The 16,649-nt window shown below is 53.2% G+C and carries 17 protein-coding genes, 1 tRNA gene and 1 pseudogene; 12 read left to right on the top strand and 7 right to left on the bottom strand.

Annotated elements, in window-relative coordinates; genetic code table 11:
* Positions 1–152 precede the first annotated feature (152 nt).
* The 3 genes from BMX96_RS19205 to BMX96_RS04095 all read left to right on the top strand — a co-directional run bounded on the left by BMX96_RS19205 (position 153) and on the right by BMX96_RS04095 (position 1,883).
* Positions 153–374, top strand: coding sequence for a hypothetical protein (locus BMX96_RS19205; RefSeq protein ID WP_139209953.1), 222 nt, complete (start codon positions 153–155; stop codon positions 372–374).
* 299 nt (positions 375–673) lie between these two features.
* Entirely contained in the window at positions 674–1,453 is a 780-nt protein-coding gene (locus BMX96_RS19200; protein ID WP_139209951.1) for a hypothetical protein, read from the top strand.
* A 100-nt stretch (positions 1,454–1,553) separates the two neighbouring features.
* On the top strand, positions 1,554–1,883 hold the full coding sequence (locus tag BMX96_RS04095; protein WP_091844334.1) for an H-NS histone family protein: 330 nt from the start codon (positions 1,554–1,556) through the stop codon (positions 1,881–1,883).
* A 5-nt stretch (positions 1,884–1,888) separates the two neighbouring features.
* Here the strand turns inward: BMX96_RS04095 and BMX96_RS04090 are convergent, their stop codons facing one another.
* The 3 genes from BMX96_RS04090 to BMX96_RS19190 form a co-directional block, all read right to left on the bottom strand.
* On the bottom strand, positions 1,889–6,124 hold the full coding sequence (locus tag BMX96_RS04090) for a type I secretion C-terminal target domain-containing protein (RefSeq protein WP_091844333.1): 4,236 nt from the start codon (positions 6,122–6,124) through the stop codon (positions 1,889–1,891).
* Positions 6,121–7,122: a hypothetical protein gene (locus BMX96_RS19195; protein WP_139209949.1), complete on the bottom strand. Its 1,002-nt coding sequence runs from the start codon at positions 7,120–7,122 to the stop codon at positions 6,121–6,123. Before BMX96_RS19195 ends, BMX96_RS04090 begins: the two co-directional genes overlap by 4 nt.
* A 234-nt stretch (positions 7,123–7,356) precedes the next feature.
* On the bottom strand, positions 7,357–7,647 hold the full coding sequence (locus BMX96_RS19190; RefSeq protein ID WP_139209948.1) for a hypothetical protein: 291 nt from the start codon (positions 7,645–7,647) through the stop codon (positions 7,357–7,359).
* Positions 7,648–7,948: 301 nt separating this feature from the next.
* On the opposite strand from BMX96_RS19190, the gene BMX96_RS04085 reads away from it, so the two are divergent.
* Positions 7,949–8,575, top strand: coding sequence for a tyrosine-type recombinase/integrase (locus BMX96_RS04085; protein ID WP_175481648.1), 627 nt, complete (start codon positions 7,949–7,951; stop codon positions 8,573–8,575).
* On the opposite strand, the gene BMX96_RS04080 is transcribed toward BMX96_RS04085, so the two are convergent.
* The 3 genes from BMX96_RS04080 to BMX96_RS19180 form a co-directional block, all read right to left on the bottom strand.
* Positions 8,572–8,958, bottom strand: a complete 387-nt coding sequence (locus tag BMX96_RS04080) for a response regulator (RefSeq protein WP_091844332.1) — start codon at positions 8,956–8,958, stop codon at positions 8,572–8,574. The genes BMX96_RS04085 and BMX96_RS04080 overlap by 4 nt on opposite strands.
* 79 nt (positions 8,959–9,037) lie before the next feature.
* On the bottom strand, positions 9,038–9,400 hold the full coding sequence (locus BMX96_RS19185) for a hypothetical protein (RefSeq protein WP_139209946.1): 363 nt from the start codon (positions 9,398–9,400) through the stop codon (positions 9,038–9,040).
* A gap of 18 nt (positions 9,401–9,418) precedes the next feature.
* Positions 9,419–10,465 carry a hypothetical protein gene (locus BMX96_RS19180; protein ID WP_139209945.1) on the bottom strand — a complete coding sequence of 349 codons (1,047 nt, stop codon included), beginning with the start codon at positions 10,463–10,465 and terminating at the stop codon, positions 9,419–9,421.
* Between the two features lie 47 nt (positions 10,466–10,512).
* Here BMX96_RS19180 and BMX96_RS19575 point away from each other — a divergent pair, with 47 nt between their 5' ends.
* From BMX96_RS19575 to BMX96_RS04070, 4 genes and pseudogenes are all read left to right on the top strand, one after another.
* The gene (locus tag BMX96_RS19575) at positions 10,513–10,650 is read left to right on the top strand and encodes a hypothetical protein (RefSeq protein WP_175481647.1); all 138 of its coding nucleotides are present in this window, start codon (positions 10,513–10,515) and stop codon (positions 10,648–10,650) included.
* 475 nt (positions 10,651–11,125) lie between these two features.
* Positions 11,126–11,485 carry a hypothetical protein gene (locus BMX96_RS19175; protein WP_139209943.1) on the top strand — a complete coding sequence of 120 codons (360 nt, stop codon included), beginning with the start codon at positions 11,126–11,128 and terminating at the stop codon, positions 11,483–11,485.
* Positions 11,486–11,843: 358 nt separating this feature from the next.
* The gene (locus BMX96_RS04075) at positions 11,844–12,152 is read left to right on the top strand and encodes a hypothetical protein (RefSeq protein WP_091844331.1); all 309 of its coding nucleotides are present in this window, start codon (positions 11,844–11,846) and stop codon (positions 12,150–12,152) included.
* Positions 12,149–13,195: pseudogene (locus BMX96_RS04070) on the top strand (recombinase family protein); the annotation flags it as partial. The gene BMX96_RS04075 and the pseudogene BMX96_RS04070, both read left to right, overlap by 4 nt.
* A gap of 496 nt (positions 13,196–13,691) precedes the next feature.
* Here BMX96_RS04070 and BMX96_RS04065 read toward each other — a convergent pair.
* Positions 13,692–13,781: transfer RNA gene (locus BMX96_RS04065), tRNA-Ser, on the bottom strand.
* A gap of 151 nt (positions 13,782–13,932) precedes the next feature.
* Here BMX96_RS04065 and BMX96_RS04060 point away from each other — a divergent pair.
* The 4 genes from BMX96_RS04060 to BMX96_RS04045 all read left to right on the top strand — a co-directional run bounded on the left by BMX96_RS04060 (position 13,933) and on the right by BMX96_RS04045 (position 16,647).
* The gene (locus tag BMX96_RS04060; protein WP_236736946.1) at positions 13,933–14,760 is read left to right on the top strand and encodes a DUF2059 domain-containing protein; all 828 of its coding nucleotides are present in this window, start codon (positions 13,933–13,935) and stop codon (positions 14,758–14,760) included.
* Positions 14,761–14,947: 187 nt separating this feature from the next.
* Positions 14,948–15,664, top strand: coding sequence for a 50S ribosomal protein L21 (locus BMX96_RS04055; RefSeq protein ID WP_073126144.1), 717 nt, complete (start codon positions 14,948–14,950; stop codon positions 15,662–15,664).
* Between the two features lie 13 nt (positions 15,665–15,677).
* On the top strand, positions 15,678–15,947 hold the full coding sequence (gene rpmA / locus BMX96_RS04050) for a 50S ribosomal protein L27 (protein ID WP_073126142.1): 270 nt from the start codon (positions 15,678–15,680) through the stop codon (positions 15,945–15,947).
* A gap of 91 nt (positions 15,948–16,038) precedes the next feature.
* Positions 16,039–16,647, top strand: coding sequence for a GNAT family N-acetyltransferase (locus BMX96_RS04045; protein ID WP_330220628.1), 609 nt, complete (start codon positions 16,039–16,041; stop codon positions 16,645–16,647).
* Positions 16,648–16,649: the final 2 nt, after the last annotated feature.

The following is a 16,649-nucleotide window of genomic DNA, read 5'->3' as shown; positions in this document are numbered from 1 at the left end:
ACGGGGGCGCGCAGCGGGTCCCCTTGCCAAGTTGGCGTTGTACTACAACACACATCTTGCGTTCGTCGCTAAGTCGGAAACCTAGCTCTGACTCCGCAATAAGTGATCGCTGTGGGCTTGGTGCAGACTGGTTCACTGATCTAAGCTGAGACATGCCACTTTCCCCGAAGCACAAGCCCGAAAAGTATTCTCCTGCCTGGTGGCGGGATCGTCTTCCACAGCCGTTGGCTGAAACCGTGAAGCGCTTCCAAGAGATCGGGCATCTTCAGTCTCCTGCCGTACGCAAGGTCTTGCAGCGAGAACTGCCGTCTCTCGAAGAAGCTGAAGAGATCGACCGTGATGTGGAGGCATTCTGGAGGCGTGTTACGTCCTGATTCACGAAGGGGAGTACGAAGCGATGAGTATTGGGAAGACGGTCTGCCAGCTTGAGATGATGGCGCGGGAAGCAGCAAACTGCTACCGGGTGCTTTGTATGCTGGAAGGAGAACAGCCCTTACTTGATCCGTTCAACCAAGAATTCCTTGAGAGGCAACTAGGTCGGTAGCGACAGGAATGACAAGAGCGTGGGCAAAAAACAAAAACCTAAAACCTAAAACCTAAAAAATATCAATCTTACATGGCAGATTTTCGTTCTCCTAAATACATATAATAAACTAAAATTATAAGGATGAAAATGAGCGAAAAATCTATTAGTAAAATGATGAATATGTACTGCGCTCCGCTATTTTTACAGAATGCCTTTTTGGCAGAAGGACACAATGCGGAATCGGTCAATGCAACAGCAACCTTTGTCCGAAGAAAAGGTCATCTATATATCGTTACGTGTCGGCATGTTAAAGAGCACATGGCAAAAAACGAAAGCTGGTCTGCAAATATTCATGGAAATAGAGTGTTGATTCCTCTCAACACATGGTCTGAAGCAGGAGCGGTAAGCACATTGCAGGACATTGATGATCTTGGCGGGACAGACATATGCATCTCTTACTTCTCAGAGTACCATCTTGAACTTGTTTCTGGATCAAAGCCGAAAAAGCCGATCAATCTAGATAAGTACCTAGAACCCAACTGGAAAGACATTAACCTATGCTGTGCGGTTGGGTTCCCAGACAAAGAGAAGTCTGAGATTGAGACGAATGTTGCGTCAAGCATGATCGAAGTCACTGCCGAGTTAGTTTCGCCGATCAATCCAAAGAATCCAATGTTTGCACTACAATCGAAACTACCACAGCCATCACGGTATGGCTTTAGTGGGATAAGCGGCGGTCCTATATTCTGTGTTGAGAATGATCGACTAATGCCTATTGGTATTACATTTGAAGGCGCGCCAAGCGGAAGGCCTATAGCGTCGTCGGGCGATTCGTTTCTGCAACCTGAGGACATCATGGTTCGAGGGTATACACTTACGCCTGAAATCTTTGATGAGTGGCTTTATAGTGCTGGACTTACAGATTAGCTCCACAACGCTCTCTGACACGGCGCTCATGAGTTTGGGGCTTGAATATCTTCTTACTAAAGGCGTAGGGAAAACCTGACGACAAAACGAGGACGGACCCATGCCCGCCAAGATCAATCTCGACAAGCTCGATCTGGATGAGCTCAAGCAGCTTCAAAAAGACGTTGCCAAGGCCATCGACCAGTATGAGGCCAAGCGCAGGAATGAAGCCCTCGCCGCAATCGAAGCCACGGCCAAAGAGCACGGATTTTCTGTTGCTGAATTGACGGGCGGCGCTGCGGCGAAGAAAGGTAAGCAGCCTTTGCCGCCGAAGTATGCGCATCCTGAAAACCCATCTCTCACATGGAGCGGGCGCGGTCGTCAGCCAGCCTGGATCAAGGAAGGTCTGGAAAGCGGCAAGTCGCTGGATGACTACCTGATTTCCAAATAGTGGTGTCAGGCCGCGATCAGGTTGCCTGATGCTTCGAGAGCGTCTTCGTCTGTCAGACCTGTCACACCTGTTAGTGTGGCGATCTGCACGAAGCTGTCTGCACCACCGTCCTGGTCGATCTTCACGATAGAGTTCGAGCCGCTATCGGTGATCTCTACAAAATCTGTGAGTATGTCTGTCAAAGGATCAAACAAGCTCAGCATATCAGCGAGATTGAGTGCGTCCCCGTCTGCTATGCTAAAATCTGTGATCGTGTCTGATCCTGTCTCGCCGTCTAAGAAGAAGTATGTATCTGCGCCATTGCCGCCTGTGACCGTGTCATTACCACTACCGCCGTAAAGAAGGTCATCACCGTCTGCACCGCTGATCGTATCGTTACCATTCCGGCCTTCAAGCTGATTGGCTTGCGCATCACCTGTCAGGGTGTCATTGCCGCTGCGCCCAATGACATTCTCGATATTGGCAAGTGTCAGGTTGATGTAATAGCCGCTCATTGTACCCGAAGCCAAGTTGACGTTAGCGTAGTAGGACGCACCGTACCCGGCTGCCAGATCAAGGGTATCTACACCGCCTTTTCCATCAAAGCCTTTCGTATAATAGCTTGGAGAGAATGTATCATTATAAGAGGAACCATGAGCATACTCGATACTTGAAAGCGTATCCGTGCCTTCGCCTGTAGCTGTGCCCGTCTGAAAATTGACCACCACTCCGTTAGAGGCTGTTCCGTAATCTACGATATCACCATAGCCGCCTTCGCCGTTGAGATAGTCATCCCCCAGACCGCCACTCAGGATATCATCATCTGCGCCGCTGCGGATATCGTCATTGCCATCACCACCATAAAGCTCATCTGCGCCGTAGCTACCACGCAGGGTATCGGCACCTGTCCCCCCATAAATTATGTCGTCTCCGTAATCACCGTAAATCTCATCGTCTCCGGCATCACCGTAGAGAACGTCATCCCCTCTCTCACCGATAATATAATCATCGCCGTCCAGGCCATGGATCGTATCAACGCTATCATTAAAGTCACGGCCATAGAGATAATCATTGCCGTTAGAGCCGGACCATTCATAATCCTGATAGATCAGATCAATGACAGTACTATCTGCCAGGACAAGGCTCTCAACCTGATAGGTCGCGCTGTAATACATACGGTTGATAAAAATGCTGCCCCCAGCCCCGCCGTCGATAATGATCTTCAGATCATACTGTTCGGACAGATCGTAGCTCAAGTCCGCTTGCGTAATGCCAGCACCCAGCTCTATGACATCGGCTGTGCCTGCATCATCCTCTAGCGTGTCATTGCCATCGCCGTAATTGAAGGTGTAGGTATCATTACCGCTATAGCCGAACAGGCTGTCGTTGCCTGTCCCGCCTGTAATATCATCAGCACCGTCTGCTGCGCGGATCAGGTCATTTCCTGCACCGCCGTCCAGAATATGGGCGTGCGTGTCGGCATACTCACCGCTTGTATTATAAGCATAGATCGTATCATCACCGTCTCCGCCATAGAGGTTATCAGCGCCTTGGTAGCCAAAGATACGATCATTACCGCCATGACCATAGATCGTATCATCGTCCGAGCCTGTGTGAACGCCGTTAAGCTGCGTCTCGGCATTGTCAGTCGCATGGAGCGTGTAGTTGATACTTTCCGGATCAAAGGTCGAAGTGTCGCTAAAGACAATCTCGTTGATGTTCTCGGCATAGCTTTTGAAGTGACCATCTACAAGGATCGAGCCCCCGCCTGCGGACGGATCGATAGTGATCAGAAGGTCTTCGTTACTAACCCGTGTGAAGGTCAGATCGGAGAGCGTAATACCGCTGCCAAACTGTATGCGGTCAGTTGCTGATGTGGAATAACTCTCGACAATCGTATCATCCCCGTCACCTACGTTGAAGACATAGGTGTCGCTGCCTGTGCCGCTTGTGATCAGGTCAGCACCTGAGCCCCCATAGAATGTGTCATTGCCGCTATAGTTATAAATCTCATCATGACCGTTGCCGCCATAGGCCGTATCGTTTCCGCCACCTGTCGCTATGTAGTCATTGCCGTTATATCCGTTTATAGTATCATCGCCGTCCTGACCCTGTAGGAGGTCTTCAAAGCCCGCGCCATCAATTGTATCTGCGCTGCTTGTTCCGGTAATATCCAGACCGTTGTCATCAATGCCATAAAGGCTATTCAGAACATCGGAGTAGTATGTACCGGAGATGGTGTTGCTGATTGCTGTGTCCAAAGCCGTGATATCAGCTCCGGTAACATTGTTCACGCCGCCGCGTGCGCCTACAACGAGAAAGACAACGTTTTCCCAGATTGCCATCGCATCCGCTCCCGGGGCGCTTGCTAGAGTTTCGATATCTGAGAGAGCCGCGGAATCCAAAGCTCCCGGGTCTGTGAAGGTGTCGGTGGCAAGAGTATACTCAACACTGTTGGAGAAAAGTTCTGCACCATTTGATTGCAATAGAAGTCGTGCGCCGACGGCCATTTGGGCCTCCAGAAACGTCTCTGTAAGCATTGCGCCGGCCTGAACCATAGGATTTGGCTCATAACCGTGCTGGAGGAACGGCTGCCCTGTAAATTTCTCCAAATATTCTAAGTCTTTTGCATCGACATAGTTGCCTCTGCTGGTCGAAGAAACTCCATCTACGCCAGCCCAGCGATGCATGATATCTCGAATATCTGATTGCAATGTAACTCCCGAAATAAGGTCATCAAAAGAGGTATCGACTAGAGTCTGATTCATCTCCATGAGCCCACCAACACCGTTGTCCAGGCTCATCGCGATGTGGAGATCCGCAATCTCACCATAACCTCGCACAGTAACCAAATCAGCTGAGCTAATGTCAAAAGTGTAGTCTCGAATATATTTCGTGACTAAGTTGTCATGCTCGAACCAAATATCCTGCACAATATGCGTTGATATCGTGATGCCGTTATCGACAGTAAACGTGGCTTCGTCTGAAACAAAGTGGCCTTGGTTTGTTCCGGCAATCCTTGTCGATGAAAGGGAAATCTCCGTGATATTATAGGCATTCAGAGAGTCAAGTTCTTCGAACTCACTTCCACCATTCTGATTGATATCTCTCCAGATAAGAAGCTTGCCAAAATCATCATCACTTGCATTTATAACGCCGTCGGAGTTGCTGTCTAAAGCAGAAAGTTGATAGAAGCCGCTTTCGTCAGCGCTGCCGAACAATTCAGCGTTATCATCTATTCGCCCGTTATTATTTATATCCAATGCCAGAAGGCCATCGTCTGCGGATACCCACCCCGTCCGCTCCGCGAAACCATCTTCGTCTAGATCAAAGAATGTCGTGTTTGTATCGGAAAAGGCGGATAGCTCAATAATACCATCCATATCAATGTCCAGCACGAGAGGGCTGGATTGATCAGCGGAAGCATCTACAGCATTCACGAGTTCGGACGCTTCACTACTTTCATAAAGGTTTACGGTTCCGTTACCATCATCCATGGCTTGTATTATTTTGAGTGTATCCGCTCCACCAGAACTGTCAGTGATGTCAATACCTCTCTCAGAAGTATTTACGTTTACTGGTAATCCAATATATTCGTGCTGTTCATCATTTAGAATTGCCTCTATCCACTCTTGGACTGTCGCAAATGGGTCATGCTCCATTAAATTCAACAGCAGTTGTCCAGGTGTCTCGGCGCCGCGAACCGGCTCGCCCATAGCTAAGTGATATATGTCTTCAAAGTGTCCAGAGTAAATATCTTCTGCGCCCCCGACTAGACCTTGATCGAAAACGGGGTTTGATTTCATTCCAGGTGGGATATAGTTCTCGTTAAGATATCCAATAATTGACCCCGCCTCGTTTACAAAGATCGCACCAGCCGTCATATCTACAGGCGAGAGACTCCCATCAGCTGGCTGATACTCAGTTTTACCTATTCTATCTAAGTCAATATAAATATGGGCATGTTGCATTTCTCCAGTAGAGCTATCTATTTCGGTCAATATATTTCCAGGAGATGTCATCGGGCCCTGAGATGTTCCGTCAGAAGAATGCATTTCCAGTTCGCTGCTATCAGAGCTTACTGACACTGTGACCGTAGAAAGGCCATTTCGATTTCCATCCAATCCAGTATGAGATTTCTCCATCTCGCTTAACTGGGATAGATTTTGCAGTTCTTGAAACATTGAATCTCTTTCGGATTGAGACCCGACCGTCTGATCAATGCGATAGGTAATTTCACCGATCGTTACTTCCTGTGTCATTCATTCTCCAATATATCTAGTTTAATTTTTCGTATACGCACTTGTAATTCCCATGGGGTCATTCCCGCATAAATTTTTTCACTATACAAATGCTTGATAATTTCACGATCAAGAACTCCTAGCTCGACAGGCAAATCAACGTCAGTAATGTCGGCATTCTCATTCCAAAGGCTCAGAATTTGGCCCATAGGTGGAGAATTGCTGAGAGCTCCAGGAAGGCCCAACGATCTTAATAAGCACTCGCGCGTCATTGCGCGTATGATTTCGACGCTATGATGTCCGCGAATATAGCAAAAGGCGCGGTCAATTCTATTCCGGGAATCAGGTAGGTAGAAGCCCTCGACGTGACGTTTCGCACCCGCAGTAAACCATACAGCGTTTGGAAGAAAACGATCCAGATAGCCAGCGAAAAGAATTGGTTTTGGAAATGTGCTACTTGATATTGTTGTTATTATACTCTTATTTTTTTTAAATACCTGACCCTCCGAAGGAATTCTAAGTATGTGCAAATTGGCTGGATCAGATACATTCGATGCCAATGAAATATCTAAACCAGTAAGACTGGCTAGGCTGCCAATTAGTTCGCTGACTTCGGCCTTTATGTCTTCGTGGTCTTTTTGACTCGTAACGGGCCAAAGAATACAATCTGTTGTCCGATTTTGATTTACTTCTGAACATAGATTCTCGTCCGCTGGGGGCGCAAAGGATATCCTTATTGGCTTACTCCATTTGTTTATGGCTTGAAGCTTTGGTCTGCCATCTACCTCATGCAAATGTTTAGTTAGCCAAGGATAGAATGAGCGCAATAGAGTTATATTAAATATTCCCTCAAATTCTTCTGTTCTTTGGTTGAATGGGGGGATTCTGTATTGGTTTGACTGGTTCGACACTGCAGCCGCAATAAAGTTCGATAAAAATTCTCGTTCGTTTGAGATTGCGAACTCTTCAATTTCATTATCACTTGCGGTTTGAGCATGACCGTCGACCAAGCTCGCCATCGTTAAGGCTAACGAAATCAAACATATATTTAAAAGTCGGGCCAATTAATTGGATCCTTTCACGTGCGATATTGTCTAAAAACTCTTCCATCACGACATTGTCGCAAGCACTTGATAGGTGACCGCGTATCACGGCATGAAATGCTCAATAAAAATTTTTAACTAATAATTGCATCTTGCTCATTTTATTCTAATCTGTAAAGGAATTTCTCCTCCCCGTTTTTCAAGCTATATCTATTTATATCTTAAAAGAGATTTTTGGATTCCGTTTCTGAACACCGCTGTCTCCAGCAATTTTGAGGTCGATACGAATTGTTTAATGCGTTCTGCGTGCGAGGTTGCGTCATCATACTCCGCCATACGCTGTTCATGCGCAGCGAGTGCGGTATCCCTGTATTCACCACGCTGTTGGATGGCTTCGAGAACGAGATAGGTGGAGGCCGCACTAAAGATGCGGCGGCGCAGCCAGTCATTGCGCAGGTTCAGGAAGCCTTGCCTGATCTCAGTGGCTTCATCCTCGTCCATGGCGCGGGCACTTAGCCTGTACCAAGAGCGTCCAATACCCTTGGTACAGGGCGAAGTACGCCCCCATGTACAGGAGCGCGACGGTGATACCGATGATCAGGGACGTGCGGGCCACGGCACCACTCCTCAACTTTTATCCAGAAGTTGAGGTGATCGCTGAAGGCCCGAGCCACAGCGACTTGTTGCCTAGTTTTGTAGCTCGCCAATACCTCTAAGAGGTTGACGCGGCATTGAATACTCCCGTATGTCAACTTCTGGATATAAGTTGACATGTCGGGCACGGGGGTGTTTGTGCTGGTCTATGTCACTGGAAAGACTCCGCAATTCCAACCACCCGAAATCAGGCTCGACCACGAAGGTGGAGCCGATCCGCGACCTCGCGGCGATTGCGGAGATCAAGAAAAAATTATCATGCCGTCCGCGTGACCTGTGCCTGTTCACGCTTGGCATCAACACGGCCTACCGCGCCAATGAACTGCTTTCGATCCGCGTCGGTCAGGTCGCCCATCTGCGCGCCGGAGACGTGCTGTCTCTCAAGCAGAGCAAGAACGGGCGCTACCGCACGATTACGCTGAACGGCGTTGCTGTCCAAGCCATCCAGACCTGGCTGGGACATCATCCGAAGACGGAAGAAGGCGCACCCCTCTTCTGGTCGCAGCGAACCCGCAAGAGCCTCAGCGTCTCACCCTTCATCAACATGGTCAAAGGCTGGTGTGCCGAAGCGGGTCTGAAAGGCAACTACGGCTCCCACACATTGCGCAAGACATGGGGCTATCATCAGCTACGCGGGAACACGAAGACGCCGCCGCATCTCGTTCTGCCGCTGCTCATGGAAGCCTACGGACATGCGCGGCAGCAGCAGACGCTGGAATATCTTTGCATCCAGTCCGATGAGGTCGCCAGTCTGTTCATGCAGGTGGAGCTTTAAGAAATATCCACGGCAAAGTCGTCAAAGATAATGTGATCGGCAGCGCCGTCATAAAGCTGGCGTTTGGAAAAGGCGGAAATCGCTCCCTTATCAAGACTGACCTGTGCTGTGAGTTGTGCCAGCATGCTCGTTATCACAATCACCGGAGACTTCACGCCGAGCCTTTTCAGTTCATCAATCGAGTTAGGGCCAAAGCCGTCGGGAAGATTAAGATCAAGCAGAACAAGATCAAAGCTTGTGCGTTTGGAGGCTTCGTGGGCACCCGCAAGATCGCTGACCCGTTTGACATCGATCTTCTGCTGCCTGTTCATAATATAAGAGGTCAGCAACGTGGCTTCGTTGTTGTCGTCTTCAATTAGTAAAATGCGTTTGTTGATTTCCAAGCGATTGTCTTTCTATTGTTTTGTTGGGATGGAGTGCACGTACTTTCAGTGCCTCGTACAGATTGACCTTTAAATCGCCTTAGATATCGAATTCTTGTAGCGGAAGGATGGGGCTGCCGGAACGCTCACAACCTGCGGGCAATTCTTTATCATATCCTTCTAAAAGCTCTTGCCCCTCAGTATTGCCGCTGGCCACTGCATGATCTATTGGAGCATGACCACTGGCGTTGCGAATTAAAGGATCAAAGCTTTCATGTTGCGAGGCTTCGCGCAGGAAATCGTTACTATGTCTCGCTGCTGCAATATGCACAGGCGTTGACAAATCCATATTTACCCTTTGCTCCGAAAGCAACTGTCCATCCGCAAGGGCGCGGCGCAAATGCTCGACATCGTTATTATGCGCGGCTGAGAAAATATCGGGCTTCGCGTCTTCTGTGCTCATTGCTTAATCCATTACTTATTAAAATACATATCCCTTATACCAATTATCAAAAATATTCGCAATTTTATCATTACGATTTTGATCGCAGTTCAGTTCAAAAGTTCCTGTGTTGCTGTTAGTGATATGTATCATCCGATGAGGCAAACCGAGATTTACTCCAGAGGGCGTCATTGGCTGATGAGACGCTGCGACATGAATATCAAGTCTGGTATTGCTATTTTTGTTTGGCCTTGAGATAAAGCAGCGTAGCTTCGCATCAATGTGTCCCTCTTCTCGTGCGTCTCCTAATTGCGGTCGGAAGAGCTTCAGCAGGCAATCAAACCCGTCAACGTTTATTCCCGGAACCCCGCTATTATAGCGTCCCTTCGGATCAGGCAGAGGTATCAGGAAGCCGTCTAGAAATACCAGATCAGTAGAGCGGAAATCTCCTTCATCGCACAGCTTCTTTGAATAAGCCCATGTGAGCTTCAGACAGTTCAGATAAATGAAGTCTATCCGGGCAAAGATTTGCCGATAAGCAAAGGGGTGCGGCAAGGGCTCACTGTAAATATATTGACCCAAGAGGCCTGCAAATCCGTTAACGAATTGAGGGTCAATATGCTGGCGTTGATATATGTCCTGAAACGATGCCAGTTTTTGTGCATCAGCACGCTGCTTTATCTTGATGATTGATGCCGACAAATCGCGGCTTGGTGCCATCTCCTTGATAAAGCTTTCAACGTAGCCAAACTTTTCCGGCCCCAGACTGCCTGACCTTGCATAGGAGTTCATGTCGCCGACACTCAAGAGATCATCACGCCTGCCGATGGACTTGGTACGCGCGCCGTGATCATCATAAGCGCGCATAATGTCGTCCCGCACCGCCTGCCAGCCATAGACACTCTTGCCGAGTGATGTCGCTTTCGACGCCCTGTAGTCTTCCAGAATCTCAAGGCAGACACTTTTCCATTCGGGGGAAAAGGTTCTAGGAAATTCAAGCCTCGGCGCTTTAGGCATCATGCGTCCGCGCGACAAGTTAGAAGTCCTGACATGCTTCCCGAAATCGAGCGTGTTTTTCTCAGACATGCCTCGTTTCTAACCTCGCGGGGCGGAGCAACCAAGAGGAGAACACCATGTCCAAGACCTCGACCTTCAATGCCGGAATGAAGATGGCGCAGAGCGGCAAGCCGATGCCCGGCACCAGCGGCCTGAGCTACCAGAGCCGCCAGGACTTCACGAGCGGCTACAAGTTCGGCGCGTGCGGCAAGTGATGTCGGCCTACCGTCGCATCCTGTGTCCGCTGTGCCTGCCGGACAAGCGCGGGCGCTGCACCTGTCGCCTGCATCTCGGGGCTGATCGTCGCCGTGTGCGCAGCCGCAAAGCTCTGCGGTCCTACCGGAGCGGTTTCAGGACAGGCAGAGCGGCGAAACAGGGCGAAAGCCGAAAGTGCTGGCTCATGTCCTGCCTGATCCGAGGCCGGATTTCGCCGCACCTAATCGCAAGCTGTTCGAAGAGGACTGGTTCGTGCGGCGAAAAGTTGAGCGAAAGCAATCACACCCTGCCAGAGCGCATATCAGGCGGCGCTAATATGCTGTTCTGCAACATTTTTACGTTGAAACGGAGGTCGTCAATATGATATGTTCACTCTTTGTTCTCTTGCGATGGCACGCGCGTTGCCCAGAGACGCAACAGAGCAAACGACATCCCAGAAAACTGAACCCCCAACCATGAGAAAGGAGCAACTTCATGGAACGATCAAACACGCCTAATCAACCACTGGAGACCCTGCGCGACGGTCGCCTCAAAGCGACCCTCTGGGAGAACCAAAGCGATAACGGCCCCTATCACACGGTCACGCTCGCCAAGGTTTATGAAGACAAGGATGGGCACCTTCAGGAAACGAGTTCATTCTCGGCCTCAGAACTTCTGCGCGTGGCTGAACTTGCCCGTGAGTCTCACGGCCTGATCCGTGATCTGCGCCGTGAACACGCACTTGAGCGCAATAGCGAGCGCGACACGCCTGAGAGGAGTGAACGTCCGCATCGCCCAAGAAAGGCGTCGGCTGACCGCTTTGCCGGACGCGAAGGTCCCTCACCGGATAGGTAATTCAGAAAGGCACGGGTGCCTGGCTTTTGTGGAGCCGCCCCCGTGCTGATGCAAGAAAGGAATGCGAAAAAAATGGAAGTGTCATCAAGGGAAAATAAAATGCGCGAACGCTTTTTTTGTTAAGGAAGTCAGCGCCCGCGCAAGTCGATAAAAACCGAGTCTGATATGACTACTAAGAGACAATATAGCACGGAAACACCAAAAGAGGATTCATTAAATGAACAGAGGCACAATTAAAGACAGAAATTAGAAAGTGCGGGCACTGTTGCATTTATTCGGGAAAGCCAGCGCCCGCACATTTCTACCTAGGAGTTATTTGAATATATAACAAAGCAGCACAAAAAGAAAGGAGCGCAATATGGAAGATAGAGGAAAATCAAATGGCCTGAACACAAGCACAGTGGACGGCGATACGCTCTTGGAACGCTACGGCGAGTATCTTGAGAATGAGGAGATGAGCGACGAACAGGCGAAGCAGTTCCTTGGCGCGCTGTGGCAGATCATGGTTGCCTTCGCTGATCTGGGCTTCAGCGTCCGAGATGGGGATAAGTTCCATGCGGGCAGCGACATCGGTATGGACGATGTGCTAAACTACATCTGCCTTGAAGATACAGCGCCTGAAACAGTGGCATCCTCCAAAAACCAGAACAAGAAGGAGCCACGATGAGCGCAGAATTATCTTCACTACTCGATTCCGATACCAAGCAGGCCGTTATTTACTGCCGTGTATCTTCTGCCAGACAGGTAGAAGAAGGGCACGGCCTCGACTCGCAGGCCACGCGTTGCCGTGAATATGCGGAGCGCAAAGGCTATTCCGTCATTCGCACCTTTCATGAAAAAGGCGTTTCCGGCGGTCTCATGGACCGTCCATCCTTCAATGAGCTGATTGCCTTTATCAAAGCGCAGCGATCCGAAGGCATTGTCGTGATTATCGATGACATCAGCCGCTTTGCCCGTGATATTGAAAGTCACTGGACGTTGCGCCGCACCCTAAAAGATATCGGCGGCAAGCTCGAAAGCCCATCGATCACCTTCGGCGAAGATTCCGACTCCGTCCTGATCGAAAACCTGCTCGCCTCCGTCTCGCAGCATCAGCGCCAGAAAAACCGTGAGCAGACGACCAACCGCATGCGCGCCCGCACCATGAACGGGTACTGGTGTTTTCCTGCGCCTCCGGGCTTTCGTTATGAGCGTGTGGCCGGACACGGCAAGTTGCTGGTCCGCGACGAGCCTCTTGCCACGATCATTGCCGAAGCGCTGGACGGTTTTGCACACGGGCGCTTTGCCTCGCAGTCTGAGGTAAAAACCTATCTCGAATCGGAGCCTGCCTTTGCCAGCCGCTTTCCAAATGGCTTCGTCCGCTATGAAGAGGTCATCCGTCTGCTTACCCGTCCGCACTACGCTGGGTATATAGAAGTGCCTGCCTGGGGCATCCGCATGATGAAGGCGAAGCACGAAGAGCTGATCACCTTCGAGACCTACACCCGCATTCAGGAGCGTATCAAAGAAGGCGCGCGCATTGCCGCTCGCGCTGACATCAACGAAGACTTCCCGCTGCGCGGCTTTGTGTTGTGCGGGGACTGCGAGCGTCCGCTGACCTCCTGCTGGTCAAAGAGCAAGACAGGCAAGAAGCATCCATATTATATGTGTTTCCACAAGGGCTGCTGCTCCTACCGCAAGTCGATCCGCCGCGATGAGATTGAGGGCGAGTTTACAGACCTCCTCAGTGATGTCCTCCCCTCAGCCGCGAAGGTCTCCGCAGCCAGGGCAATGTTTGCCGACATCTGGGACGCACGTCTCGTCCGCGCCAAGGAACATGCGGCGCTCTACGCTGCCAAAATCCAGGACCTCGACAAGCAGGTGGAAGCGCTGCTCACACGTCTGATTGACGCCGAGACAAAGACCGTCATTCAGGCTTATGAGAAGAAGATCGGTTCTCTGGAGCAGGAAAAGCTTGTTCTGGCGGAAAAAGCGGACTTGTCAGGCCGTCCTGCACGCCCCTTCGGACAAATGTTCGAACTCGCCAGCGCGTTTCTCTTAAGCCCCTGTAAAGTATGGGAAAGCGGGCGGTTTGAGTTACAGCGACTCGCCCTCAGACTGACGTTTTCGGACAGGTTGGCGTACTCGCGGAATCAGGGGTTTCGAACCCCGGAATTATCATTACCGTTCAAAGCGTTAGGGGGTAAAATCGGGGGTGATTGTAGTATGGCGGAGAGACAGGGATTCGAACCCTGGGACCCCGTGAAGGGTCAACGGTTTTCGAGACCGCCCCGTTCGACCACTCCGGCACCTCTCCGCGGGGGTCTGCGCGGCATTTAGGACGGCAGCGCACGGGGTGCAAGCGGTTTTCGCGGGGCGCTGTGAAATCGGTTTGACCTTGCGGGGCGGGGCGGGGCGCATATCTTCTTGAGAGCCCCGCCGTTCCTCTTCCTCGACTGGACCTTGCCATGACTCTCCGCCTCGCGCTGCCGCTGATGACACTTTGTGCCGCCCCGATCCCGGCGCTCGCGCAGGACGAGGAGGGGGCGCAGATCCTGTTCGACGCCATGCGCCTGGGCGACATCATCGCGGTGATGCAGGACGAGGGCGTGGAATACGGCGCCGACCTGGAAGACGAGATGTTTCCCGGCCAGGGCGGTGCCGCGTGGCGCCGCGTGGTCGAAGGGATCTATGACACCGAGCGGATGGAGAGCCAGCTGGTCTCGGGGCTGGAGCGGGGCCTGTCGGACGCCGATACCGCGCGGCTGGTCACGTTCTTCACCTCGGACCTGGGGCGCACGATCACCGACCTGGAAGTCGCGGCGCGCCAGGCGCTGCGTGACGAAACGGTCGAGGATGCGGCCGAGGAACGCGCAGCGCGGATGCGTGCCGAAGAGGCACCGCGCATCGCCATGATCGAGACGCTGATCGAGGCGAACGATCTGCTGGAGATGAACGTGGCGGGGGCGCTGAATTCGAACTTCGCCTTCTACCGCGGGCTGGATGACGGCGATGCCTTCCCCGAGGCCATGGGCGAGTCGCAGATGATCGCGGATGTCTGGGCGCAGGAGCCCGAGATCCGCGGCGATACCGAGCAGTGGCTCTATGGCTTTCTCACGCTGGCCTACGAGCCGCTGAGCGACGCGGATCTCGACGCCTACATCTCGCTTTCGGAAACCGACACCGGCCAGGCGCTGAATTCGGCACTGTTCGGGGCGTTCGACCGGGTCTTCGTCGACATCTCGACCGACCTGGGCCGCGCGGCCGCGCAATTCATGCAGGCGCAGGATATTTGAGCGCCGCGGCGCTTGACACACGGGCCGATCCCTTGGATACACCGCCGACCTGATCCCGGCGCGAGTCGGTGTCGGGCTTTACATATTTATGACGCTCCGATCGCGGGGCGCGCTGTCCGAGGCGGGGCCGTCCCCGAAAACACCGCAGGCGCGGGGCCACAGGACGCGGAAGACAAAGGAAGACGACATGTTCGCGGTTCTGAAAACCGGCGGCAAGCAATACAAGGTCCAGTCGGGCGACGTCCTGCGCGTGGAAAAGCTTGCGGCGAATGCTGGCGAAAAAGTCCAGTTCAACGACATCCTGATGGTCGGCGGCACGGTCGGCACCCCCCTGGTGGAAGGTGCGGGCGTCCAGGCCGAGGTCATCGAACAGATCAAGGGCGACAAGGTCATCCACTTCGTCAAGCGCCGCCGTAAGCACGGCAGCAAGCGCACGAAGGGCCACCGCCAGCAGCTGACCCTGCTGCGCATCGGCGACATCCTTGAATCGGGCGCCGACAAGACCGGCGTGAAGGAAGCCATCGGCGCGGGCATCGCGGGCTTCACCGGCGTCGCGGCGGACAAGGGCGACTACGTCCAGAACCGCACCGGCCAGTCCGAGATGAAGAAGCGCGCGGCCACCGGCCAGGCGGCCGAGAAGGTTGCCGCCAAGACCGACGCGGGTGACACCGACGCCACCGCGAAGCCGGGCAACCTGCTGACCGAACCGCGGGACGGCAAGGCGGATGACCTGAAGACGCTGAACGGCGTGGGCCCGGCCATGGAGAAGAAGATGAACGCCGCCGGCGTCTATCACTTCGACCAGATGACCGCGTGGTCCGAGGCCGAAATCGGCTACGTGGCCGACCAGATCGGTGCCGGCGCCAAGCTGGCCGATTGGGTCGCCGAAGCGAAGAACCAGTAAGGAGTAACGACAGATGGCACACAAGAAAGCAGGCGGTTCCAGCCGTAACGGTCGCGACTCTGCCGGACGCCGCCTTGGCGTGAAGCTGTTCGGCGGCCAGGAAGCCGTCGCCGGCAACATCATCGTGCGTCAGCGCGGCACCAAGTGGTGGCCGGGCGAAGGCGTGGGCCTGGGGCGCGATCACACGATCTTCGCGACCGTCGATGGCCGCGTGACCTTCCACAAGGGCCTGAAGGGTCGCACCTTCATTTCGGTCCTGCCCGAGGCCGAAGCGGCCGAGTAAACCGGCACCGCGCCCGATCGAACAAGGGACCGGCCGGTTCGGCCGGTCCTTTTCGTTTTTCCGGGCGGCGCTTTGGGAGGAGCCCGATGCCATGGACCGCAAAGCCAACGTCATCACCCGGGCCGTGCCGGATCCGGGCGGCCTGTCCGCCCCGCAATGCAGGGCGCGCGACGCGATGATCGACCAGCCCACCTACCGCACCGAGCGGCTGATCCTGCGCCCGGTCGAGATCGGCGATACCGGCCTGCTGGAACTGCACCGCGCCGATCTGCGTGTCGCGCGGGCCACCCAGACCATCCCGCACCCGCTGCCCCCGGGCGCGACCGAGGCGCTGGTGCGCCAGGCGCAGCACCCGGACCGGACCGAGGATGTCTGGATCATCGACGCGAGCCCCATGGGCCAGTCCCACGTCTCGGGCGTCGTGCGGCTGAAGCGGTTGGACCGGGCGCAGTCGAACCTGTTCTACTGGGTCGCCCCGCCGGCCTGGGGCGCCCATATCGCGTCCGAGGCCATCGCCGCGATCCTCGAGGGCAACCCGCACCAGGCCACGGCCCTGTTCGCCGAGGTGTTCCAGGACAACCCGGCCTCGGCGCGGGTGCTGACCAATGCCGGGTTCGAGTGGCTGGGCGACGCCGAGACCTACTCGGTCGCGCGGGGCGCGACGGTTCCGACCTGGACCTATTCCCGCCGGATGGTCTGACG

The sequence above is a fragment of the Palleronia pelagia genome, assembly GCF_900110115.1.
GTDB classification, from domain to species: domain Bacteria; phylum Pseudomonadota; class Alphaproteobacteria; order Rhodobacterales; family Rhodobacteraceae; genus Palleronia; species Palleronia pelagia.
The sequence above is the reverse complement of the archived record's forward strand: the minus strand, read 5'-3'. Positions and strand labels throughout refer to the sequence as shown.

Excerpts from the sequence above, each read along its gene's own strand:
- BMX96_RS19205 (WP_139209953.1), top strand. The coding sequence starts at position 153 with ATGCCACTTTCCCCGAAGCACAAGCCCGAAAAGTATTCTCCTGCCTGG.
- BMX96_RS19200 (WP_139209951.1), top strand. The coding sequence starts at position 674 with ATGAGCGAAAAATCTATTAGTAAAATGATGAATATGTACTGCGCTCCG.
- BMX96_RS04095 (WP_091844334.1), top strand. The coding sequence starts at position 1,554 with ATGCCCGCCAAGATCAATCTCGACAAGCTCGATCTGGATGAGCTCAAG.
- BMX96_RS04090 (WP_091844333.1), bottom strand. The coding sequence starts at position 6,124 with ATGACACAGGAAGTAACGATCGGTGAAATTACCTATCGCATTGATCAG.
- BMX96_RS19195 (WP_139209949.1), bottom strand. The coding sequence starts at position 7,122 with ATGGCGAGCTTGGTCGACGGTCATGCTCAAACCGCAAGTGATAATGAA.
- BMX96_RS19190 (WP_139209948.1), bottom strand. The coding sequence starts at position 7,647 with ATGGACGAGGATGAAGCCACTGAGATCAGGCAAGGCTTCCTGAACCTG.
- BMX96_RS04085 (WP_175481648.1), top strand. The coding sequence starts at position 7,949 with ATGTCACTGGAAAGACTCCGCAATTCCAACCACCCGAAATCAGGCTCG.
- BMX96_RS19185 (WP_139209946.1), bottom strand. The coding sequence starts at position 9,400 with ATGAGCACAGAAGACGCGAAGCCCGATATTTTCTCAGCCGCGCATAAT.
- BMX96_RS19180 (WP_139209945.1), bottom strand. The coding sequence starts at position 10,465 with ATGTCTGAGAAAAACACGCTCGATTTCGGGAAGCATGTCAGGACTTCT.
- BMX96_RS19575 (WP_175481647.1), top strand. The coding sequence starts at position 10,513 with ATGTCCAAGACCTCGACCTTCAATGCCGGAATGAAGATGGCGCAGAGC.
- BMX96_RS19175 (WP_139209943.1), top strand. The coding sequence starts at position 11,126 with ATGGAACGATCAAACACGCCTAATCAACCACTGGAGACCCTGCGCGAC.
- BMX96_RS04075 (WP_091844331.1), top strand. The coding sequence starts at position 11,844 with ATGGAAGATAGAGGAAAATCAAATGGCCTGAACACAAGCACAGTGGAC.
- BMX96_RS04060 (WP_236736946.1), top strand. The coding sequence starts at position 13,933 with ATGACTCTCCGCCTCGCGCTGCCGCTGATGACACTTTGTGCCGCCCCG.
- BMX96_RS04055 (WP_073126144.1), top strand. The coding sequence starts at position 14,948 with ATGTTCGCGGTTCTGAAAACCGGCGGCAAGCAATACAAGGTCCAGTCG.
- rpmA (WP_073126142.1), top strand. The coding sequence starts at position 15,678 with ATGGCACACAAGAAAGCAGGCGGTTCCAGCCGTAACGGTCGCGACTCT.
- BMX96_RS04045 (WP_330220628.1), top strand. The coding sequence starts at position 16,039 with ATGGACCGCAAAGCCAACGTCATCACCCGGGCCGTGCCGGATCCGGGC.